Genomic DNA, 21,270 nt, shown 5'->3' on the forward strand with positions numbered 1-21,270 from the left:
GTGAGGGCCGTCGATCACTTGTGGACGAACGGCACGACGAAACCGATGAGCGCGAGCGCCTCGGTCAGGGCGAAGCCCAGCAGCATGTTCTGGCGGATGACGTTCACCATCTCGGGCTGGCGGGCCATCGCCTGGACGCCCTGGCCGAAGATGATGCCGACGCCGATGCCGGGGCCGATGGCGGCGAGACCGTACGCGATGGAGCCGAGGTTGCCGCCGATGTGGTCGGTCGCGGCGAGAACAGCGCTCATGTCAGCTTTCCTTCTCATTCGACCGGTGGGGGTTGGGTCCACCGGAGGTTTGCGGTTACAGGATGGTCCGGGTCAGTGCTCGGGGTGCAGGGCGCCGCCGATGTAGGACGCCGCCAGCAGGACGAAGATGAACGCCTGCAGGCTCTGCACGAAGATCTCGAAGCCGGTCATGACGATCGTCATCAGGAAGCCGACGACGCCGACGCCGGCTCCGAGCGGGGTGAGCTTCTCGACCAGGAACCACCAGGCGACGGTGGAGAAGAAGGCCAGGAGAAGGTGCCCCGCGAACATGTTCGCGAAAAGTCGGACCGAGTGGGTGAACGGCCGGAGGATGATGTTCGAGAGGAACTCGATCGGCGCGAGGATGATGTACAGCGGCTTGGGCAGCCCCGGCGGGAACATCATGTTCTTGAAGTAGCCGATGAAGCCCTGGTTCTTGATGCTCAGGAAGAGCATCAGCACGTACACGAACGCGGCGAGCACGATCGGGAACGCGATGTGGGACGGCACCGGAAGCTGCAGGACCGGTACGACGCCCGCCAGGTTCAGGAAGAGGACGAAGAAGAACGTGGTGAACAGGAAGCCCATCCACCGGTCGCCGTCCTTGCCGATCATCGGCCGGGCGACCTGGTCGCGGACGAACAGGTAGGCGACCTCGCCGACGTTCTGCACGCCGCGCGGGACGAGCTGCGCGTTGCCGAACGCCCGCCAGGCGAAGACGACGAGGAGGAGTCCGGCGAGGGCGACGATCAGGACGGGCTTGGTCAGCCAGTCCAGCCAGGACGGCCCGCCGGGGAAAAGCGGCCCCCATTCGAAGATGTGGAGGCCGGGGGCCTCGAACTCATCTCCGCTCTGGGCGAGGAGGTGCGGCGCGCTCACGCGGCAGTCCCTTCGTCAGTGACACTGCAGGTCGGTCGGTACTTCGGGTGCGCGCCGGGGCGCGACTTGGGTCCGGAGGCGGCCCGCCGTCCCGCGGGCGCCGTCAGCGGCCGTAGCGGAGGTAGACCAGGTAGAGCGCTAGAGCGAGGCCCACCAGGATTCCGATGGGGAACAGTGCCGAGGTGCCCAGCCAGCGGTCCAGGAGCCAGCCGATCCCGCCGTAGACGGCCATGCCGCTCAGCGTGTAGCTGGGCACGGACCAGGCGGCGTTGGCGAAGCTCCGGTGTTCCGAGTCCGGGTCGGACTCCGGACCTGGCGTGCGCTCCTCCTCGCTCATCGCAGGACGGACCATAGCAGCCCAACTCCCTGGTGGTCATATCGGTGCGGTCCGCGGCCGGAGGCGCTTTCCGGCCACCGTGGGGGCGGTGTCCCGCGGGCTTCATCACGGGCTCCGGTCACCGGCGTCGGCGGTCGCGACGGGCTCCACGTAGAGCGTCTTGGCGCGTCCGGTCGCGCGCAGTTCCGCGCCGATCCAGACGAGCGTGAGCGCGATGACCGACCAGCCGAACGCCTCGGTGTCCCAGACGGTGACGTCCTGGAGCAGGGCGACGACGGCGAACATCGCGAAGATCTTGACGATGTAGCTGAAGACGGCGGCGGCGAAGATCGCCTGCGGGGAGATCTTGGACGCGTAGCTCACCGCGACCACGCTGACCGAGAAGAAGACGAGCACGACGATCGCGCCGACGACGGCACCCAGCGCTCCCTTCGTCCCGCCGAGGAGCAGGCCCGCCGCGACGGCGGCCACCCCGGCGAGCGCGGAGGGAATCGCGGCGCCGCGGAGAATCCGGGCGTCGGAAGATTGCATGAGGGCTCCGGCTGGTCACGGTCAGTGGTCGTCTCTTGTTCGTGAAAGGTATCACAAGCGTCCGGAACGTCCACAATTACCCTAGATGTAACGGGTTAACGACTCGCTAACGTTGCGATCGTTCACCTGTGCACAAAGGGACTCTAGCCCAGGTCAGGCCCCGGAAGACCGGGAACGGAGCGCAGGGCCGAACGGGCGCTTGACAACCCGAGTTCATGTTACCCGGCGGTAGGTACGAGCGGGATCCCGGGGTGCCCCGGCGGATCAGACGGACTCGCGCGGACGCTCGGACGGCCCCGCCGCCTCCCGCGCGGCGGCCCGGCGGGCGGCGCGGCGCGGCATCCCGAGCATGAGCACGACGCCCGCGACGGCCACCACGGCGGTGATCGAGATCACGATCGCCTGCTGGTTGGTGAGGGCGAGCGCGACCAGTCCGGCGGCCAGCAGGCCGACCCAGAAATACATGATGAGAACGGCGCGGCGGTGCGAATGGCCGAGTTCGAGAAGGCGGTGGTGCAGGTGCCGCTTATCGGGTGAGAAAGGCGAGCGGCCGTCATTGGTGCGGCGCCACACGGCGAGCAGCATGTCCAGGAACGGAACGGCCGCGACCGCCGGGACCAGCAGCAAAGGGACCCAGAGCGGGAAAAGCGGGTAGGAGCCGAGGATCGCCGGATCGAACTGCCCGGTGAGCAGGATCGTGGACGCGCTCAGCAGCAGCCCGATCAGCATCGAGCCCGTGTCGCCCATGAAGATGCGCGCCGGGTTGAAGTTGTGCGGAAGGAATCCGGCGCACATTCCGACGAGGACGGCGGCGGTGAGCGTCGCGCCGGTCAGGGTCGTCAGCCCGTTGGTCTTGGTGAGCAGGTACGCGTAGAAGAACAGGGCCGTCGCAGCGATGCCGACCGTGCCCGCGGCGAGTCCGTCCAGGCCGTCGATGAAGTTCACCGCGTTGATCGTCGCGACGACGATCAGGACCGTCAGCGGGACGCCGTAGGTCGGCGGCAGCGACAGCGACTCACCGTTCGGCAGCGGGATCACGTAGAGCTGGATGCCCTGCATGATGAAGATCCCGGCGGCGGCGACCTGCCCCGCGAACTTCGTCAGCGGGTCCACGCCCCAGCGGTCGTCGGCGATGCCCACGAGGACGATCAGCCCGCCCGACAGCAGCAGCGCCTTGCCGACGTTGACGTCCCCGCCCGCGAGCACCTTGCGCATCTCCGGCAGGCCGGTCGCGACGACCAGCGCCGCCGCCATGCCGCCGAACATCGCGAGGCCGCCGAGCCGGGGCGTCGGGATGACGTGGACGTCGCGGTCGCGCGGGGCGGCCTGCGCGCCGAACCAGACCGCGAACCGGCGCACGGCGGGGGTGAGCAGGTAGGCGACGAGCGCGGCCACGAGGATCGTGAGCAGGTACTCGCGCACCGCCCCTCCCTTCCTCAGCCGCGCGGTCCACGGCGCCCGATCGGGCGCACCCGGACAACTCTATGCCTCTCGCCCGGCCGTCGGGACGCGCTCGCCACGGCGGCCCCGGCGGCGACGGCGAGGAGCCCCGCTCCGGTCGGGGTGGCGTCCCCCGCCGAGACGGCCCAGAGCCCGTCGCGGACGGCGGCGGTCCCGAGGTCCGCGGCGATCAGCGCCAGCCCGAGCCCGGCCAGGACGGGCGCCGCGCGCCGTCCGGGGGGCGGGTTGCGCAGCGTCCACGGCAGCATCGCGAGGGCCAGGACGAGCGCGGCGGCGCCCGTCCAGCCCCCGCGCCAGCGTGGTCGCGCGAACCGGGGCGGCGGCGCCGCGACCACGCCCTTCGGCAGCCGCGCCCTGATCAGCATCCCTTCGTGCGGCGCGAGGTCCCGCTGGCTGAAGACGACGGCGAACGGGCCGTCGCGGTGGCGCACGCACCGCGTGACGGGCGGGGCCCCGGCGCGGCAGCCCGCCCGGAACCGCGCGGGGGCGGCGATCCGCACCGCCGCCTCGTCCACCGGGACGTCCCAGGAGGCGCCGAGCGCGTCCCAGACGAGTTCGTCGCGGTCGGCGCGGGGCGTGAGCAGGCCCGTCAGGTCGTACTCGATCACGTACGCCTGACGGCCGCGCACGGCCGGCCCGTCCCCGCCGACGGTGATCCGGACGTCGTGCGGCAGCGCCCGCACACGCGCGCGGGCGGGCGCGCCCGTGGAGGAACTGGTCCGGACGTCCCGGACCCCGTAGACGCGGCGTCCCTCCCGGTACCGGACGCGCCGGACGATGCCGTGGTCGTCCGCGCCGAAGTCGTAGGTGATCGTCTCGTGGACGTGGACGACGCCGTCGGACCGCACGGTCAGCACCACGTCGTAGGCGGGGATCCGGTCCCCCGGGGCGCCGTCCGGCGCGGCGGGCAGCAGCGCGAGGGCGGTCGCGAGGACCGCCGCGGCGGCCAGGCTCCCCGCGAGCGCGCGCATGACCGCATGGTTCCATCCGGCGGGCCGTCCGTGCCGCCGAACCGGTGCGGGCGCCCGCGTAAAGTCGGGACGTGCTCTCGGGGACCGACGCCGGCGGGGCGGCGCGCTGGCCCGGGCTCGCCGACATCGCGGTGCCCGCCGTCCTCGCGCTCGGCCAGCTCGGCGGGACGCTGCTGTTCAACGGCGTCCTCGGCGACCCGCTGGACCGCCGGCAGTGGGTCCTCGTCTGGGCGGGCGTGCTCGCGGGCGCGGCGGCGCTGGTGTGGCGGCGGGTCGCGCCGCTGCCGGTCCTCGCCGCGACGACGGCGGTCGGCGCGGCCTGCGCGCTCGCGATCCACGACGCCGAGGTGCTGGTCGGCGGGGTCGCCGAGGTGATCGCCCTGTTCTCGGTCGCCGTCCGGCGGTCCGGACGCGTCGCCGTCGTCGGCACGTTCGCGTTGTGGGCGGTCGTGTTCCTGGAGTTCCTTCCCGTCCGGACCGGGCCGGGCGACGCGCTCGTCACCGAGTTCTTCAACGGCAGCCAGTTCTTCGTCGTCCTCGCGCTCGGCCAGCTCCGGCGGCAGCGGCACGCGCACCGCCGCACGCTCGCCGAACGGCTCGCGGCCGGGGACGCCGAGCGGCGCTCTGCGGCGGCGGCCGAACGACGGCGCCTCGCGCAGGACCTGCACGACGTCGCCGGGCACCATCTGAGCGCCATCGCCGTCCACAGCGCCGCCGCCGCGCGCGTGCCCGACCCCGGCGTCGCCCGCGCCGCGCTGACCGCCGCCGCCGACACCGGCCGCGACGTCCAGGACGCCCTCGCCCACCTGGTCGACCTGGTCGCCGCCGACACCGCCGAGGGCCGGCTGGACCGGCTGCTGCCGCCGCTGTGCCACGGGCTGACGCGGCTCGGCGTGCCCGTCACGCTCACGTTGGAAGGACGGGCGCGGCGGATGCGGCCCGAGGTCGTGACGGCCGCGTACCGGATCGTCCAGGAGGCGCTGACGAACGCGCTGCGGTACGCGCCGGGCGCGTCCGTGGCGGTCGACGTCCGGTACGCGTCAGGCGCGGTCCGGATCGCCGTGGCCAACACCGCGCCCACCGGCGCGGGCGCCGGCGGCGGGCTCGGCGGCGGACGCGGCATCGCCGGGATGCGCGAGCGCGCCGAGGGCGTCGCCGGGACGCTCGCCGCCGGGCCCGAGCCCGGCGGCGGCTGGGCCGTCCGCGCCGACCTCCCGCTCGCCGCGCCCCGCCGGGGACCGGGCTGGCCCGAGGTCGTCGACGGGACGGCCGTCGTGTTCTGCGCCGTCCTGCCCGTGCTGCTGTCGTTCGTCCCGCCCGAGCCGATGGTCGGCGGCTGGCCGGTCGCCGCGCGGGCCGCGATGGTCGTCGCGCTCGTCGCGCGGGCGCTGCCGCTGTGGTGGCGGCGCCGCGCGCCGTGGCGGGCCTTCGCGGCGCTCGCCGTCCTGGACCTGCTGTGGACGGCGACGGCCGGGGTCGCCTCGCAGACCGCGTTCGCCGTGCTCGTCGTCGGCTCGCCCGCGTCGCTCGTCGCCGTCTACGCCGTCGCCCGGTACGCCGCCGGACGCACCTGGCCCGCGCCCTTCCTCGGCGCCGTCCCGTGGGCGGCCGGGCTGACGACCGCGATCGCGGTCGACCCGCGCCACCACACCGGCGACCTGGCGTTCGGCGTGCTGGCGGGCGGCGGCGGCGCGCTGCTGCTCCTGCTGCCGTTCTGGGCGTGGGGACGGACGGTCGCGCTCCGCGTCCACCGCTTCGAGTCCCGCGCCCTGGAGCTGATGGCCGCCCGCGCCGGGGAGGCCGCGCTCGCCGAGCGGCACCGGGTGGCGATCGGCCTGCACGGAACGGTCCTGGACCACACGTCACGCCTGGTCAGCACCGCCGAGTCCGGTCTGACGGACGGCGCCGACATGCCGCGGGCCCTCACCGCCGTCGCCGGGCACGCCCGCGCCGCGCTGACCGAGATGCGCCAGTTGCTTGCTTCGCTGGAAAACTGACGAGTGAAACGTCGGTGCCCCCTGCTACGTTATCTGAGCTTATTTCCGAGATCTTTGAGCATGGAGGTACGAATGCGGCGTATTGCTGCCGCTGCTCTCGCCGCCGGTGCCGTCCTGGCCGCCACGGTGGCCGTCGCGGGCCCGGCCGACGCGGCCACCGCCCATAGCTGGCAGACCGCGGACGGGTGGGGCACGCTGCGCGGGTACGGCACCTGGACCCACACGTCCTCGGGCCACAGCGTCAAGCTGTACTTGCAGGACTCCCGGTCGAACGGCTGGTCCCCGGGCGTGCAGTTCCGGACCTACAACTCCGGCTACGCCAAGAAGACCGACTCGGTCGTCTACTACTTCGTGGACAACCGCACGGGCCGTCCGGCCGACGGCAAGTTCAGCCAGTACCGCGGCGCGTACACCAAGGGCTACAACAGCCACCTGTACGTGCGTGAGGTCGGCGTCCGCGTGTCGGACAAGCACCTCACCTCCGGTCCCTGGAAGAAGCTCTACTGAGACTTCCGGCTCCCGGCTCCCGAGGACCCCGTCGCGCCCCAGGCGCGGCGGGGTCTTCCCGTTCGGCTCAGCCCGCGTCGCCGGGCCGCTCCGGACGCGGCGGTGCGGCGGCGGGCTCGTCCGCCGTCGTGCCGGACGCCGGCTCGGCCGGTGTCGCCGGGTCGTGATCGGTCGCGTCCGTCGCCGCGGCGGGCTTGCCCAGGCCCACGGGCGCGGCGGGCTCGGGGGCCGGGTCGGCCTTGGTCAGGTCCACCGGCTCGTCCGGCTCGTCGCCGGCTTCGTCGTCGGTGTCCAGGAGGACGCCGACCACCGCGCGGATCTTGTGCTCGGGGATCGCCCCGCGCCGGAGCAGGCGCGGCACCACGCCCGTCAGGTCCACGATCGTGGACGCCTCGCCCTCGCCGGACGCGCCGCCGTCCAGGTACACCGCGACCGTCTCGCCGAGCATCTCCTCGGCCTCGGCCGCCGTCCGCGCGGCCGGGCTGCCGCTCAGGTTCGCGCTGCTCACCGCGAGCGGCCCGGTCTCCTTCAGCAGCTCGATCGCCAGCTCGTGCATCGGCATCCGCACCGCGACGGTGCCCTTGGTCTCGCCGAGGTCCCACAGCAGGTTCTGGTTCGCGCGGCACACGATCGTCAGCGCGCCCGGCCAGAACTCGTCGATGAGGTCCTGCCCGTAGGTGCCGAGGTCCTCGACCAGCGCGGACGCCGCCCGCACCGATCCGACCAGCACCGGCGGCGGCATGTCCCGGCCCCGGCCCTTGGCGTCCAGGAGCGCCTGCACGGCGCTCGGCGTGAACGCGTCCGCGCCGACCCCGTACACCGTGTCGGTCGGCAGGACGACCAGCTCGCCCCGCCGCACCGCCGAGGCCGCCTCGCCGATCCCCCGGCTGCGCTCCACCGCGTCGGAGCAGTCATAACGTCGGCTCACGATCGTCTTCCTCCCTGGTCCGCGCGGGCCGTCAGTCGGCGACCAGGCGCGCGGTCACGAAACGGTCCCGCTCGGTGAGGTCGCGCCGGTTGCGCACGTCCCGCCAGCCGTTCTCCTCGGCGAAGACCCAGTAGACGGGGTTGCCCTGCCGGTCGCTGTGCTCGACCGCGACACGGCCGCCGGGCCGCAGCAGCCGCCGCGCCGTGCGCTCCACGGCGCGGATCGCGTCCAGGCCGTCGTCGCCGCCGCCCCACAGCGCGTCCGCCGGGTCGTGGTCGCGGACGTCGCGCGGGACGTACTCCCACTCGCTCATCGGGATGTAGGGCGGGTTGCTGACGACGAGGTCCACGGTGCCGTCCAGCTCGCCGAGCGCGGTCGCGAAGTCGCCGTGGTGCAGCCGCACCTGGCCGCGCTCGTCCAGCTCCTCGACGTTGCGGGACGCGTGGACGAACGCCGCCGGGTCCTTCTCGACGGCGTGGACGCGCGCGGTCGGCGCCTCCAGCGCGATCGACAGCGCGATCGCCGCCGAGCCCGTGCCGAGGTCGACGACGAGCGGGTCCCGGACGTCCATGTCCCGCAACGTCTCCAGCGCCCAGCCGACCATCACCTCGGTCTCGGGACGCGGCACGAACACCCCGGGACCGACCTTCAGCTCCAGGTACCGGAAGAACGCGCGGCCCGTGATGTGCTGCAACGGCTCGCCCGCCTCGCGCCGCGCGACGAACTCCCAGAACCGCGCGTCGAACGCACTGTCCGGCACCTTGTGCAGTTCGCCCCGGTTCACCCCGTGGACGGCGGCGGCCAGCTCCTCGGCGTCCGCGCGCGGCGACGCGGCGCCCGCGTCGGCCAGCCGGGCGGTCGCCCGCGCGATCTCGTCCAGCAGCAGGTTCATGATCCCTGGGCTTCGTCCAGACGGCGCTGGAGTTCGGCGTCCACCAGCGCCTGCGTCACGTTGTGGAGGTCGCCGTCGAGGACCTGGTCGAGGTTGTACGCCTTGTAGCCCACGCGGTGGTCGGAGATGCGGTTCTCCGGATAGTTGTAGGTGCGGACGCGCTCCGACCGGTCCACCGTACGGACCTGGCTCTTGCGCTCCGCCGACGCCGCCGCGTCCGCCTGCTCCTGCGCCATGGCGAGCAGCCGCGACCGCAGGATGCGCAGGGCCTGCTCCTTGTTCTGGAGCTGGCTCTTCTCGTTCTGGCACGACACGACCGTGCCCGTCGGCAGGTGCGTGATCCGGACGGCCGAGTCGGTCGTGTTGACGCTCTGCCCGCCCGGCCCCGACGAGCGGTACACGTCGATGCGCAGCTCGTTCGGGTCGATCTGGACGTCCACGTCCTCGGCCTCGGGCGTCACCAGCACGCCGACCGCGCTGGTGTGGATGCGTCCCTGCGACTCGGTCGCCGGGACGCGCTGCACCCGGTGGACGCCGCCCTCGAACTTCAGCCGCGTCCAGACGCCCTCTTCCTGGGCGCCCGCGGCCTTGATCCCGACCGTCACGTCCTTGTACCCGCCGAGGTCGGACGGGTGGGAGTCGATGATCTCGGTCTTCCACCCGACGCGCTCGGCGTAGCGCAGGTACATCCGCAGCAGGTCGCCCGCGAACAGCGCGGACTCCTCGCCGCCTTCGCCCGCCTTGATCTCAAGGATGGTGTCCTTGTCGTCGCTCGGGTCGCGCGGGATCAGCAGGTGCCGGAGCCGGTCCTCCAGCTCGACGGTCCGCTTCTCCAGATCGGCGGCCTCGGCGGCGAACGTCGCGTCCTCGCCGGCCAGCTCGCGGGCGGCGGTCAGGTCGTCCTCGGCGCCGCGCAGCTCCCGGTACGTCTCGACGATGGGCCGCAGCCGCGCGTAGCGCTTGCCGAGCCGCCGCGCCTCCGCCTGGTCGGCGTGGACGGCCGGGTCGGCGAGGCGGGCCTCGATGTCGGCGTGTTCGCTGAGCAGATCGTCGAGATTCACGGTGCGCGTCCTGGGCTTGGCCTGGCGGCCGGCGGCGAGCCTCCGAGGGCGGGCCCTCGGAGGCTCCTGGTCCTCGCGGTGCGGCGGACCGGCCTACTTGCGCTTGCCGAACCGCTGCTCGAAGCGCGCCACCCGGCCGCCCGTGTCCAGGATCTTCTGCTTGCCCGTGTAGAACGGGTGGCAGGCCGAGCACACGTCGGCGCGGATCTCGCCGCTCTCGGCGGTGCTGCGGGTCTCGAAGGTGCTCCCGCACGTGCACGTCACGGTCGTGACGACATAGTTCGGGTGGATCTCGGGCTTCATGGGTTCTCCTCGCCTAGAGCGGTCGCCGGGCGGCCCCGCTCGCACGACGCGGGCCGTGTCGGGAGGGGAGGCGCGAACCGGTACCGCAGCGGTTGCACTCCAAGTGTGCCAGATACCGGAACGTGCCGAGGTCACCGGGCATTCCGTTCACCGGTCGCGGTGACCCAGATACGTGAGGACGGCCATGACCCGCCGGTGGCCGCCCTGCGCGGGCTGGAGGCCGAGCTTGGCGAAGATGTTCGAGATGTGCTTCTCCACCGCGCCCTCGGTGACGACGAGGTGCGCGGCGATGGCCCCGTTGGAGCGTCCCTCCGCCATCAGCGCCAGCACCTCGCGCTCGCGCGGCGTCAGCGCCTCCAGCGGGTCGCCGGTCCGTCTGCGGCCGAGCAACTGCCCGATCACCTCCGGGTCGATGACGGTGCCGCCCGCCGCGATCCGGCGCACCGCGTCGATGAACTCCCCGACCTCCGACACCCGCTCTTTCAGCAGGTAGCCGACGCCCTCCGCGCCGCCGCCGATCAGGTCGGTCGCGTACCGCTCCTCGACGTACTGGGACAGGACGAGGATCGGCGTCCCCGGCACCCGCTCCCGGGCCGCCAGCGCCGCGCGCAGGCCCTCGTCGGTGAACGACGGCGGCATCCGGACGTCCACGATCGCGAGGTCCGGCCGGTGCTCCGCGACGACGGGGGGCAGGCCGGGGCCGTCCCCGACGGTCGCGACCGTCTCGATGCCCGCGTCGTCCAGCAGCCGGACGAGCCCTTCCCGCAACAGCACCGAGTCCTCGGCGATCACTACCCGCATGGCCCCCATTCTGCCTACCAGGAGCAGGGCAGGTCGGCGCGGACGATCGTGGGGCCGCCGGGCGGGCTGTCCACGATGACCATCCCGTCGATGGTGGCGGCGCGGTCGGCGAGGCCCGCGAGACCGCCGTCGGGACGGACGACCGCGCCGCCCACCCCGTCGTCGATGATCTCCACGACGACCCAGGAGTCCTCCCGCGCGACCCGGACCGTCGCGCGGGTGGCCTCCGCGTACTTGGCGATGTTCGCCAGTGACTCGGCGACGATGAAGTACGCGATGCTCTCCACGGCCGCCGGGGGACGTTCGGGCAGGTCGACGGTGACCTCGACCGGCACCGGGGCGCGTCCGGCGAGGCCCGACAGCGCCGGGTCCAGGCCCCGGTCGGTGAGGATCGCCGGGTAGATGCCGCGCGCGAGGTCGCGCAGTTCCTGGATCGCCTCGCGGGTGCCGGCGTGCGCCTGCTCGATGAGGTCGCGGGCGCCCTCGGGGTCGTTGTCGAGCTTGGCGCGGGCGCGGCCGATGTCCATCGCGACGGCGAGGAGCCGCTGCTGGGCGCCGTCGTGCAGGTCCCGCTCGATGCGGCGGCGCTCGAACTCGACGGCGTCCACGCCGCGCGCCCGGCTCGCCCGCAGGTGCTCGGTCTTGGCGCGCAGCTCACGGTTCTCGGCCTGCGACGCGTTCGGCCCGAGCAGGAACGTGGCGTAGAGGGCGTGCGCGATGGCCATCGTCCGCGTGACGTACACGGCGCCGACGAGCAGCGCGGCGCCGATGACGCTCATCGGCAGCGCTTGAAGCGGGTTCCCCGCCCAGTACGAGACGACCCCGACGTTCACCTCGGTGCCGCCGCCGATCGCGACGATGAGCGGCAGGAACAGCAGCGTCCCGGTCAGCGCCCACATGAGGACCGAGGCGAGGAACTCCACCAGCCCGATCGGGAAGCGCAGCGCCAGGTAGATGAGGTCCTTCCAGGTCGCCGGGTCGAAGACCATCGCCTTGAGCTTGGGGAACGGGTTCGCGCCCTTCGGCAGCGGACGGTACGGATCCCGGATCCGCACGCCGAACGCCAGCCCCACGAGCCGCCGTTCCATCATCGCCGCGGCCCGCCAGGCGAGCATCATCAGCACGAGCAGCGGGAAGCCGATCCAGATGATCGTCAGCGCGCCCGACACGGCGATCCCGACGACCAGCCCGATGAAGTAGGCGAGCCCGAAGAAGAAGCTGAGGCCGAGGTACACGGCGGACGTCCAGGTCAGCGACGAGCCGAGCATCCGCGCCGGCCGCCACGCCCCGGTCGCGACCGTCCCGCGCCGGGTGATGCTGAGTGCGCTCACAATGTCCCTCCGTGCCGTCCCGCCCTGACGTGCTCCAGCCTCGCCGACCCCGGCCGTGTCCGGCCATGGAGCGTCCCGCCGAGCCGCCGGTGGGGTTAACCCCACCCGGCCCGCGGGCTGGCCCGCTTTCGGCTGTCGGGCCTGGCCCAGTGCTCTCGCCCGTGCCGGTCCGCGACCGTGGTCGCCATGACAAGAGCGTCGCATCCCCCCGGAATCCGCCGCATCGCGGCGGTCCTCCTTCCCCTCGCGGCGGCCGGTCTCACGTCCGTGCCGGCGCACGCTGCGGCGACCGACCGGACGAGCCCGGCCGAGGCCAGGCGGGTGGACCGCGTGCCCGCGCCCGTCCTGCGCTGGACGGCCTGCCGGACGACCGCCGAGTGCGCCACCGCGCGGCTCCCGCTGGACTACGACGATCCGCACGGCCCGACGATCGAGGTGGCGCTGCTGCGGGTGCGGGCGAAGGATCCCGCGCACCGGCTGGGCACCCTGTTCGTCAACCCGGGCGGCCCCGGCGACTCGTCCCGGGACCTGGCCGCCCTGGCGCCCCGGTTCCTCAGCCGCACGCTGCTCGACCGGTTCGACACCGTCGGCGTGGACCCGCGCGGAGTCGGCGGCAGCCGCGTGCGGTGCTTCGCCACCGAGGCGGAGCAGCAGCGCGCCCTGGCCCCGTTCACGACCGTCCCGTTCCCGGCCGCCCGCGCCGACCAGCGCGCCTGGACGTCCGCCGCCCGGACGCTCGGACGGGCCTGCTCCACGACGGGACGGCGGATCGCGTCGGCGATGTCGACCGCCGAGACCGCCCGCGACATGGACGTCCTGCGCCGCGCCCTCGGCGACCGCAAGCTGACCTACCTCGGCGAGTCCTACGGGTCCTACCTCGGGCAGGTCTACGCCAACATGTTCCCCGACCGCGTCCGGGCGGTGGCCATCGACGGCATCGCCGACCCGCGCGCCTGGGTCGGGACGCCCGCCACCGCGAACGTGCCCGTCTTCGACCGGCTGGGCTCGGCGCACGCCACCTCCCGGGCGCTGCGCGAGCTGCTGGAGCGCTGCCGGCGCGTCGGCCCGTCCCGGTGCTCGTTCGCCGACGCCGACCCGCGAGCCCGGTTCGACCGGCTTGCCGCCCGGCTCCGCGACCGTCCGCTCCAGCTCACCGGCGAGCCGGCGCCCTTCACCTACGCCGACCTGATCGGCGACACCGCCGACCGGTTGCGCGAGCCGGACGGGTTCACGGGCCTGATCGCCGAGCTGACCGACCTGGCGCAGCTCACCGAGCCCGGCACGACAGACCGGGTCCGCTCCGCCGCCGCGCGGCGCCTCCGCGCGAAGGCGGCCTACGACAACCACCCCGAAGCCCAGTCCGGGGTGCTCTGCACTGACAGCCTGCACGCCGCGTCGACCGCGTCGTGGCCCGCGGCCGCCGCAGCAGCCGACCGCCGGACCGCCTACTTCGGCGCGTACTGGGCGTGGGCGACGGTCCAGTGCGCCCACAACACCTGGACGGCCCACGACGAGGACGTCTACCGAGGCCCGTTCGACCGCCGCACGGCCGCGCCCGTGCTCGTCGTCGGGAGCAAGTGGGACCCGGCCACCAGCTACGACAATGCGGTCAACGTGGCGAGGCTGCTGCCCAACAGCCGCCTGGTCGCCAGCGACAGCTGGGGCCACGGCGCCCTGCTGACGTCCGCGTGCGCCACCGACGCGATCTACGGCTACCTGACCGACCCGCAGGCCCCGCGGCCGAGGACGACCCGCTGCCACGGCGACGACCAGCCCTTCGAGCCCTGACGATGCGACCGCCCCCGCCCGGAGGTCCGGACGGGGGCGGTCACGCGCCGAGGGTCAGCGGTCGTCGCTGATCGTCGTCTTCTGCACCTGGAGCATGAACTCCGCGTTGGACTTGGTCTCCTTCATCTTCTCGATGAGGAGCTCCAGCGCCTGCTGGGTGTCCAGCGCGTGCAGGACGCGGCGGAGCTGCCACACGATCCGCAGCTCCTCCGGCGCCATGAGGATCTCTTCCTTACGGGTGCTGGACTGGTCGACGTCCACCGCCGGGAAGATCCGCTTGTCGGCCAGGGACCGGTTGAGCTTCAGCTCCATGTTGCCGGTGCCCTTGAACTCCTCGAAGATGACCTCGTCCATCCGCGAGCCGGTCTCGACCAGCGCGGTGGCGAGGATCGTCAGCGAGCCGCCGTTCTCGATGTTGCGCGCCGCGCCGAAGAACCGCTTGGGCGGGTACAGCGCCGTCGAGTCGACACCGCCGGACAGGATGCGGCCGGACGCGGGCGCCGCCAGGTTGTAGGCCCGGCCGAGGCGCGTGATCGAGTCCAGCAGCACGACGACGTCGTGGCCCAGCTCGACCAGCCGCTTGGCCCGCTCGATCGCCAGCTCGGCGACCGTCGTGTGGTCCTCGGCGGGACGGTCGAAGGTCGAGTGGATGACCTCGCCCTTCACCGACCGCTGCATGTCGGTGACCTCTTCGGGCCGCTCGTCCACCAGCACGACCATCAGGTGGCACTCGGGGTTGTTCTCGGCGATCGCGTTGGCGATCGACTGGAGCACCATCGTCTTGCCGGCCTTGGGCGGCGACACGATCAGGCCGCGCTGGCCCTTGCCGATCGGCGACACCAGGTCGATGATCCGCGTCGTCAGGATGCCCGGGTCCGACTCCAGCCGCAGCCGCTCCTGCGGGTACAGCGGGGTCAGCTTGCTGAACTCGACCCGGCCCTTGGCCTGGTCGGGCTCCATCCCGTTGACGGTGTCGAGCCGCACCAGCGCGTTGAACTTCTCGCGCCGCTCGCCCTCGCGGGCCTGCCGGACGGCGCCGGTGACGACGTCGCCCTTGCGCAGCCCGTTCTTGCGGACCTGCGCCAGCGAGACGTACACGTCGTTCGGGCCGGGCAGGTAGCCGGTCGTCCGGACGAACGCGTAGTTGTCCAGGATGTCCAGGATTCCGGCGACCGGGATGAGGACGTCGTCCTCGGTGACCACCGGCTCCTCGAAGCGCTCGCGCCCGCCGCGCCCGCCCCGGTTGCGCTCGCGGAACCGGCGCCCGCGCCGCCCGCGGTTGCCCTCGTCGTCGTCGGGACCCGTCTGGCCGCCGCCCCCGGCGTTCTGGCCGCCGCGCTGGCGGTTCTGCTGGTCGCCGCCGCGCTCGCCACGGTCGCCGCGCTCGCCGCGGTCCCGGTCCCGGTCCCGGCCGCCACGGGTGCGCTGCCGGCCGCCCTCGCGTCCGCCACCCTGACCCTGCTGGCCGTCGCCGTCCTCGCCCTGACCCTGGCCCTGGCCGTCGGCGCGCCCCTCGGCGCGGCCCCGGCGCTGCTCCCGCTCGCCCTGCGGCTGACGCTCACCGCGCGCGGTCTTGTCGGCCGTCCGCTCGGCGCGCTCGCTCTTGGCGGGCTGCTCGGCCTCGATGCTCGTCTGGACGGCCGCCTGGCCGTTCACCGCGGCCTGGCCGGTCGCGACGGCCGGCTCGGCGTCGCGCTTGGCGGCGACCCGGGTGCGGCGCGGACGCTCGGCCGGGGCGTTCTCAGCGGCTCCCTGCTCGCCGCCCCCGGAGCCCTGCGCGCCGCCGCCCTGCTTGTCCTGGATGGCGGCGATGAGCTGGCTCTTGCGCATCCCGGTCGTCCCGGTGATGCCGAGGTCGGACGCGAGCTTCCGCAGCTCGGGCAACACCATGCCCGACAGGCCGGTGCCGGTCCGGCGGCGCCGGGGGGCGGCGGGCTCGGCGCCGCCCTCGGCGCCCGGAGCCGTCGCGGTGGCGTCCGTCAGGAGTTCGCTGGATTCGCTCACTAAGGGTCCTTCCCAGGGAGCGGGCGTTGGCCGGCGATCGGCCAGTCAACCCGGTTATGCGGCCCGGCGGGGGCGCCGAGTCGGGCTTCGCCGGTCGCGGTGGGACCGCGACCCGCGGATTCTGGGCACAGCCAGATGATGGACGGGACGGTTTGCTCGCGGGTGTCCCCAGTACCGCCACGTCCGCAGATTCGGTGGGATGCCGGACAACGGATTGTCACGGTCTCGGGAAGCCTAGTACGCGGGACCCGCCGATCCCGGAGGTCGGACGGGTGACGCACGGCTGACGAGCACACGGCCCCGAACGGGGCATCTGGTGCGGCATTCAGCCTAACATCACCAGGGCGCACTGCTATTCCCCAGAGGTCGTTGTGTTCGCATTTTACCTGCCGGATCTCCACGCCCCGCCGGACCGGCGCGGCACGGGACCCGTGCGGTCGCGGGTCAGGCCCCCGCGCCGGTCGTCCCCGGTCGGACGCCCGCGCCTCGGGGGGCGACGTCCAACGGGTGTACGTGCCAGCTTTTACCCGTCCGCGCATCTATCGAATCAAGTCGTGATGCGGTTGTGAAGGCCAGGACAGTAGGTCCTGCCCCGGAAATGACCGCCGGGACCCCTTCTTCCCGCAACGCCGCGACGAGGGCGGCCGATTCCGGCATCGCGGGCGCCCGGTAATCCTGGTGCAGCCGGTCCTCGGTGGCGTCGAGGAGGACGGCGTCGTCCAGCCCGCCGGTGAGCGCCGCGACGAGCAGCGCCGCGCGGCCCGCGTTGGCGGCGGCGTCGGCGTGCGGGACGGTCGCGGGCAGGAGTCCGCGCGCCCGCTCGGTCGCCAGCCGGGTGTCCGGGACGAACACCACGACCTGCGCGTCCTTCGGTTCGAGCCGGACGAGCCGGGGGCCGTGCGGGGTCGTCCAGGCGATCGTCAGGCCGCCCGCCAGGCACGGCGCGACGTTGTCGGGATGGCCCTCGATCTCGGTGGCGAGGCGCAGCGCGAACGCGTCGTCCAGCAGCGCGCCGTGCGGGTGCAGCGCCCGCGCGGCGAGGATCCCGGCGACGATCGCGGCCGACGACGAGCCGAGCCCGCGGCTGTGCGGGATGCGGTTCACGCAGGTCAGACGGATCCCGGCGACGTCCCCGAGGGGCTGCGGCGCGACCGCGTCCAGTTCCGCGAGCGCCTGGCGCAGCACCTTCACGATCAGGTGCTGCTCGCCCCGGTCGGCGACCTCGGCGCCCTCGCCCGTCACGTCCAGCGCGACGCCGGTGAACGCGGCGCCCGCCGGGTCGATCTCGACGGTGACGTCGTCGTACAGCGCGAGCGCGAGGCCGAGGGAGTCGAAGCCGGGGCCGAGGTTCGCGCTCGTCGCCGGAACCCGTACGGTGACCGGCTCCGGCCGCGCCGTCACGTGAGGCCCAGCGCCGACGCCGCCGAGTGCGCGTCGACCTTGACGGTCATCGGCGCGGGCGCGCCGGAGATCGCCCAGTCCGGGTCCTTGAGGCCGTTTCCGGTCACCGTGCAGACGACCTTGGAGCCGCGCTCCACGTCCCCGGCGGCGTGCGCCTGGAGCAGCCCGGCCACGCTCGCCGCGGACGCCGGCTCCACGAACACGCCCTCCTCGGCGGCCAGCAGCCGGTACGCGGCGAGGATCTGCCGGTCGGTGACGGAGTCGATCGCGCCGCCGGACTCGTCCCGCGCGGCGATCGCGAGGTCCCACGAGGCGGGGTTGCCGATGCGGATCGCGGTCGCGATCGTCTGCGGCTTCAGCACCGGCTCGCCCTTGACGAACGGGGCCGCGCCGGACGCCTGGAAACCCAGCATCCGGGGCGTCCGGGACGCGACGGAGTCCGCCGCGTACTCCCGGTACCCCATCCAGTACGCCGAGATGTTGCCGGCGTTGCCGACGGGCAGGCAGTGGACGTCCGGGGCGTCGCCGAGCGCGTCCACGATCTCGAACGCGGCGGTCTTCTGCCCCTGGAGCCGGTACTTGTTCACCGAGTTCACGAGGGCGACCGGGTAGTCCACCGACAGCTTGCGGGCCAGTTCCAGGCAGTCGTCGAAGTTGCCGTCCACCTGGAGCAGCCGCGCGCCGTGCACGAGCGCCTGCGCGAGCTTGCCCATCGCGATCTTGCCCTGCGGGACGAGCACCGCGCACGTCATGCCCGCGCGCACCGCGTACGCGGCGGCCGACGCCGACGTGTTCCCGGTGGACGCGCAGATCACGGCCTTCGCGCCGTTCTCGGCGGCCTTGCTGATGGCCATCGTCATCCCGCGGTCCTTGAACGACCCCGTCGGGTTGGCGCCCTCGACCTTCAGGTAGACCTCGCAGCCGGTGAGCTGCGACACCCGGTGCGCCGGGACGAGCGGCGTGCCGCCCTCCAGCAGGGTGATGACCGGCGTCTTCGCCGTCACCGGCAGCCGGTCACGGTACTCCTCGATGAGGCCGCGCCAGGCGCGAGCGGTCGCGTTCACGTCGATCTCCTAGGACGACCTGCGGTTTCTCCGGCAAGTGTAAAGCCGCGGCGACGCGCTACTCGTCACCTTCAACGCGCATCACGCTCGCCACCTCGCGCACGCTGTCAAACTCCCGCAGTTTCTCCACGGTCGCCGACAGCGCCGCGTCGGGCGCGCGGTGGGTCACGATGACGAGCTGCGCGTCGTCCCCGAGCCCCTCCTGCCGGACGGCCTGGATGGACACGCCGTGCCGCGCGAACTCCGTCGCGACGGTCGCGAGCACGCCGGACCGGTCGTCCACGTCGAGCTGCACGTAGTACCGGGTCACGGTGTCGCCCATCGGCAGGACCGGCAGCGACGCGTACGTCACCTCGACCGGGCCGGGGCTGCCGCCGACGAGGTTGCGCGCGACCGCGACGAGGTCCCCGAGGATCGCCGACGCGGTCGGGGCGCCGCCCGCGCCCGCGCCGTAGAACATGAGCGAGCCCGCCGACTGCGCCTCCACGAACACCGCGTTGTACGCCTCGCGGACGCTGGCCAGCGGGTGGCCGCGCGGGATCATCGCCGGGTAGACGCGGACGGACACGCCCCGGTCCGCGCCGTCCGGGCCGGGGACGCGCTCGCAGATGGCCAGCAGCTTGACGACGCTGTCCATCTCCTTGGCGCCCGCGACGTCCGCCGCCGACACCTCGGTGATGCCCTCGCGGTGGACGTCCGCCGCCGTCACGGGCGTGTGGAACGCGAGCTGGGCGAGGATCGCGGCCTTGGCGGCGGCGTCGAAGCCCTCGACGTCCGCCGTCGGGTCGGCCTCGGCGTACCCGAGCTCCTGCGCCTCCTCCAGGGCCTCCTGGAAGCCGGCGCCGTGGGTGTCCATCTGGTCGAGGATGTAGTTCGTCGTGCCGTTCACGATGCCCAGCACGCGCTGCACCCGGTCCCCGACCAGGGACTCGCGCAGCGGGCGCAGCAGCGGGATCGCGCCCGCCACCGACGCCTCGTAGTACAGGTCGGCGCCGTACTCGCGGGCGGCGGCGAACAACGTCGCGCCGTCCTCGGCGAGCAGCGCCTTGTTCGCCGTGATGACCGACTTGCCGGACTTCATCGCGGCCAGCATCAGCGATCGCGCGGGCTCGATGCCCCCGATCACCTCGATGACGATGTCCACGTCGTCGCGGGTGACGAGGTTCTCGGCGTCGGTCGTCAGCAGCGCCGGGGCCACGCCCTCCCGGACGCGGTCGCGGCGCCGCACCGCGACGCCCGCCAGCTCCAGCGGGACGCCGACCCGCGCCGCGAGATCGTCGGCCTGCTCCTCCAGCAGCCGCACGACCTGGGTGCCGACCACGCCGCACCCGAGCAGCGCCACCCGCAACGGTTTCACGCTTCGACCTCCGCATCGAGCCGCAGCAGGTCGTCCGGGGTCTCCCGGCGGACGATGACCCGCGACGTGCCGTTCCGCACCGCCACCACGGCGGGCTTCGGGACGTGGTTGTAGTTACTGGCCATCGAGCGACAGTACGCACCGGTGGCCGCGACCGCGACCAGGTCGCCCGCCGTAAGATCTTCGGGCAACCACAGGTCACGCACGACGATATCCCCGCTCTCGCAGTGCTTGCCGACAAGCCTGGCCAGCATCGGCCCCTCGTCGGACGTGCGGCTCGCGAGGGCGCAGGAGTACTCGGCGCCGTACAGGGCGGTGCGCAGGTTGTCGCTCATGCCGCCGTCCACCGAGACGTACGTGCGGATGCCCTCGACGTCCTTGACCGTCCCGACCTCGTAGACCGTGACGCCGCCGGGGCCGATGACCGCGCGTCCGGGCTCGACCGTCAGCGTCGGCATCGCGAGCCCGTAGGCGCGGCACTCGCGGGCGACGATGTCGCGCAGGCTGTCGGCCATCGTCTTCGGGTCGATCGGTTCGTCGCCGGTCGTATAGGCGATGCCGTAGCCGCCGCCGAGGTCGAGTTCGGGCAGCTCGACGCCGTGCTCGTCGCGGATCGCGACCAGCAGCTCGGCCAGGCGGTGCGCGGCGACCTCGAACCCGTCCGGGTCGAAGATCTGCGACCCGATGTGCGAGTGCAGGCCGACGAGTTCCAGCTCCTTCAGCGCGAGGACGCGGCGGACCGCCTCCAGCGCCGCGCCCGAACCGCGCGAGAACCCGAACTTCTGGTCGTCGTGCGCGGTCGCGATGAACTCGTGCGTGTGCGCCTCGACGCCCGTCGTGACGCGGACCATGACCTTGGGCCTGGTCCCGTGCCGCCTCGCGAGGTGCCCGAGCCTGGCGATCTCCTCGAACGAGTCGACCACGATGTGCCCGACGCCGGCCGCCAGCGCCGCGTCCAGTTCCTCGACCGACTTGTTGTTGCCGTGCAGCGTGATCTTCTCCGGCGGGAACCCGGCGCGGAGCGCGACGGCCAGTTCGCCGCCGCTGCACACGTCCAGGCCGAGGCCCTCCTCGTGGACCCACCGCGCGACGGCCGTGCAGAGGAACGCCTTGCCCGCATAGTGGACGTGGCCGTCATGGAACGCCTGCGCGTACTCCCTCGCCCGCGTCCTGACGTCGTCCTCGTCGTATACGTACAGCGGCGTACCGTACTGCTGCGCCAGATCCCGGACGTCGACGCCCGCGATCGTGAGGACGCCTTCGTTGCGTCGCGCGTTCTTGGGCCAGACGTGCTCGGCCAGGCCGTTCAGGTCGTCCGGCGGCGGCAGCGGGTGGTCCTCCGGAAGCACGTCCGCGTGCCGGCCGCCCGCAGGATGGACCCTGCTCATTCGTTCGTTCCCCCGCTC

At 73.1% G+C, this 21,270-nt stretch carries 20 protein-coding genes; 3 read left to right on the forward strand and 17 right to left on the reverse strand.

Annotated elements, in window-relative coordinates:
• Window positions 1-14 precede the first annotated feature (14 nt).
• The 6 genes from atpE to BTM25_RS19340 all read right to left on the reverse strand — a co-directional run bounded on the left by atpE (window position 15) and on the right by BTM25_RS19340 (window position 4,430).
• Complete coding sequence (gene atpE / locus BTM25_RS19315) at window positions 15-251, reverse strand: ATP synthase F0 subunit C (protein WP_103564244.1); 237 nt, start codon at window positions 249-251, stop codon at window positions 15-17.
• A gap of 72 nt (window positions 252-323) precedes the next feature.
• Complete coding sequence (gene atpB / locus BTM25_RS19320) at window positions 324-1,130, reverse strand: F0F1 ATP synthase subunit A (RefSeq protein ID WP_103564245.1); 807 nt, start codon at window positions 1,128-1,130, stop codon at window positions 324-326.
• Window positions 1,131-1,233: 103 nt separating this feature from the next.
• Window positions 1,234-1,467 carry an AtpZ/AtpI family protein gene (locus BTM25_RS19325; RefSeq protein WP_103564246.1) on the reverse strand — a complete coding sequence of 78 codons (234 nt, stop codon included), beginning with the start codon at window positions 1,465-1,467 and terminating at the stop codon, window positions 1,234-1,236.
• Window positions 1,468-1,572: 105 nt separating this feature from the next.
• Window positions 1,573-1,998, reverse strand: a complete 426-nt coding sequence (locus BTM25_RS19330; RefSeq protein ID WP_103564247.1) for a hypothetical protein — start codon at window positions 1,996-1,998, stop codon at window positions 1,573-1,575.
• A 264-nt stretch (window positions 1,999-2,262) separates the two neighbouring features.
• Entirely contained in the window at window positions 2,263-3,420 is a 1,158-nt protein-coding gene (locus BTM25_RS19335; protein WP_103564248.1) for a glycosyltransferase family 4 protein, read from the reverse strand.
• A gap of 14 nt (window positions 3,421-3,434) precedes the next feature.
• Entirely contained in the window at window positions 3,435-4,430 is a 996-nt protein-coding gene (locus tag BTM25_RS19340) for a DUF2207 domain-containing protein (RefSeq protein ID WP_103564249.1), read from the reverse strand.
• 71 nt (window positions 4,431-4,501) lie between these two features.
• On the opposite strand from BTM25_RS19340, the gene BTM25_RS19345 reads away from it, so the two are divergent.
• Window positions 4,502-6,427, forward strand: a complete 1,926-nt coding sequence (locus BTM25_RS19345) for a sensor histidine kinase (protein WP_103564250.1) — start codon at window positions 4,502-4,504, stop codon at window positions 6,425-6,427.
• Between the two features lie 72 nt (window positions 6,428-6,499).
• Window positions 6,500-6,934: a hypothetical protein gene (locus BTM25_RS19350; RefSeq protein WP_103564251.1), complete on the forward strand. Its 435-nt coding sequence runs from the start codon at window positions 6,500-6,502 to the stop codon at window positions 6,932-6,934.
• A gap of 67 nt (window positions 6,935-7,001) precedes the next feature.
• Here BTM25_RS19350 and BTM25_RS19355 read toward each other — a convergent pair whose 3' ends face one another.
• The 6 genes from BTM25_RS19355 to BTM25_RS19380 form a co-directional block, all read right to left on the reverse strand.
• Window positions 7,002-7,862 carry an L-threonylcarbamoyladenylate synthase gene (locus BTM25_RS19355; RefSeq protein ID WP_103564252.1) on the reverse strand — a complete coding sequence of 287 codons (861 nt, stop codon included), beginning with the start codon at window positions 7,860-7,862 and terminating at the stop codon, window positions 7,002-7,004.
• A gap of 31 nt (window positions 7,863-7,893) precedes the next feature.
• Complete coding sequence (gene prmC, locus BTM25_RS19360) at window positions 7,894-8,754, reverse strand: peptide chain release factor N(5)-glutamine methyltransferase (protein WP_103564253.1); 861 nt, start codon at window positions 8,752-8,754, stop codon at window positions 7,894-7,896.
• Entirely contained in the window at window positions 8,751-9,815 is a 1,065-nt protein-coding gene (gene prfA, locus BTM25_RS19365; protein ID WP_103564254.1) for a peptide chain release factor 1, read from the reverse strand. Before prfA ends, prmC begins: the two co-directional genes overlap by 4 nt.
• 93 nt (window positions 9,816-9,908) lie before the next feature.
• Window positions 9,909-10,118 carry a 50S ribosomal protein L31 gene (gene rpmE, locus BTM25_RS19370; protein WP_103564255.1) on the reverse strand — a complete coding sequence of 70 codons (210 nt, stop codon included), beginning with the start codon at window positions 10,116-10,118 and terminating at the stop codon, window positions 9,909-9,911.
• Between the two features lie 147 nt (window positions 10,119-10,265).
• Window positions 10,266-10,919, reverse strand: coding sequence for a response regulator transcription factor (locus tag BTM25_RS19375; RefSeq protein WP_103564256.1), 654 nt, complete (start codon window positions 10,917-10,919; stop codon window positions 10,266-10,268).
• Window positions 10,920-10,933: 14 nt separating this feature from the next.
• Window positions 10,934-12,250, reverse strand: coding sequence for a sensor histidine kinase (locus tag BTM25_RS19380; protein ID WP_235828488.1), 1,317 nt, complete (start codon window positions 12,248-12,250; stop codon window positions 10,934-10,936).
• Between the two features lie 186 nt (window positions 12,251-12,436).
• Here BTM25_RS19380 and BTM25_RS19385 point away from each other — a divergent pair, with 186 nt between their 5' ends.
• Window positions 12,437-14,038, forward strand: a complete 1,602-nt coding sequence (locus BTM25_RS19385; protein ID WP_103564257.1) for an alpha/beta hydrolase — start codon at window positions 12,437-12,439, stop codon at window positions 14,036-14,038.
• A gap of 54 nt (window positions 14,039-14,092) precedes the next feature.
• Here the strand turns inward: BTM25_RS19385 and rho are convergent, their stop codons facing one another.
• The 5 genes from rho to lysA all read right to left on the reverse strand — a co-directional run bounded on the left by rho (window position 14,093) and on the right by lysA (window position 21,252).
• Window positions 14,093-16,042: a transcription termination factor Rho gene (gene rho / locus BTM25_RS19390; RefSeq protein ID WP_103564258.1), complete on the reverse strand. Its 1,950-nt coding sequence runs from the start codon at window positions 16,040-16,042 to the stop codon at window positions 14,093-14,095.
• Window positions 16,043-16,486: 444 nt separating this feature from the next.
• Entirely contained in the window at window positions 16,487-17,443 is a 957-nt protein-coding gene (gene thrB / locus BTM25_RS19395) for a homoserine kinase (protein WP_103564259.1), read from the reverse strand.
• Window positions 17,440-18,507, reverse strand: a complete 1,068-nt coding sequence (gene thrC / locus BTM25_RS19400) for a threonine synthase (RefSeq protein WP_103564260.1) — start codon at window positions 18,505-18,507, stop codon at window positions 17,440-17,442. The genes thrB and thrC overlap by 4 nt, the downstream gene beginning before the upstream one ends.
• A 58-nt stretch (window positions 18,508-18,565) precedes the next feature.
• On the reverse strand, window positions 18,566-19,864 hold the full coding sequence (locus tag BTM25_RS19405; RefSeq protein WP_235828489.1) for a homoserine dehydrogenase: 1,299 nt from the start codon (window positions 19,862-19,864) through the stop codon (window positions 18,566-18,568).
• Window positions 19,861-21,252: a diaminopimelate decarboxylase gene (lysA, locus tag BTM25_RS19410; protein WP_103564262.1), complete on the reverse strand. Its 1,392-nt coding sequence runs from the start codon at window positions 21,250-21,252 to the stop codon at window positions 19,861-19,863. Before lysA ends, BTM25_RS19405 begins: the two co-directional genes overlap by 4 nt.
• Window positions 21,253-21,270 lie beyond the last annotated feature (18 nt).

This window comes from Actinomadura rubteroloni, assembly GCF_002911665.1.
Taxonomy (GTDB): Bacteria; Actinomycetota; Actinomycetes; order Streptosporangiales; family Streptosporangiaceae; genus Spirillospora; species Spirillospora rubteroloni.

What these genes read in the sequence shown, in the direction of transcription:
- BTM25_RS19375 (WP_103564256.1), bottom strand. Translation starts at nt 10,919, where the DNA reads ATGCGGGTAGTGATCGCCGAGGACTCGGTGCTGTTGCGGGAAGGGCTC.
- BTM25_RS19325 (WP_103564246.1), bottom strand. Translation starts at nt 1,467, where the DNA reads ATGAGCGAGGAGGAGCGCACGCCAGGTCCGGAGTCCGACCCGGACTCG.
- BTM25_RS19340 (WP_103564249.1), bottom strand. Translation starts at nt 4,430, where the DNA reads ATGCGCGCGCTCGCGGGGAGCCTGGCCGCCGCGGCGGTCCTCGCGACC.
- BTM25_RS19385 (WP_103564257.1), top strand. Translation starts at nt 12,437, where the DNA reads ATGACAAGAGCGTCGCATCCCCCCGGAATCCGCCGCATCGCGGCGGTC.
- lysA (WP_103564262.1), bottom strand. Translation starts at nt 21,252, where the DNA reads ATGAGCAGGGTCCATCCTGCGGGCGGCCGGCACGCGGACGTGCTTCCG.
- atpE (WP_103564244.1), bottom strand. Translation starts at nt 251, where the DNA reads ATGAGCGCTGTTCTCGCCGCGACCGACCACATCGGCGGCAACCTCGGC.
- rpmE (WP_103564255.1), bottom strand. Translation starts at nt 10,118, where the DNA reads ATGAAGCCCGAGATCCACCCGAACTATGTCGTCACGACCGTGACGTGC.
- prmC (WP_103564253.1), bottom strand. Translation starts at nt 8,754, where the DNA reads ATGAACCTGCTGCTGGACGAGATCGCGCGGGCGACCGCCCGGCTGGCC.
- BTM25_RS19350 (WP_103564251.1), top strand. Translation starts at nt 6,500, where the DNA reads ATGCGGCGTATTGCTGCCGCTGCTCTCGCCGCCGGTGCCGTCCTGGCC.
- BTM25_RS19330 (WP_103564247.1), bottom strand. Translation starts at nt 1,998, where the DNA reads ATGCAATCTTCCGACGCCCGGATTCTCCGCGGCGCCGCGATTCCCTCC.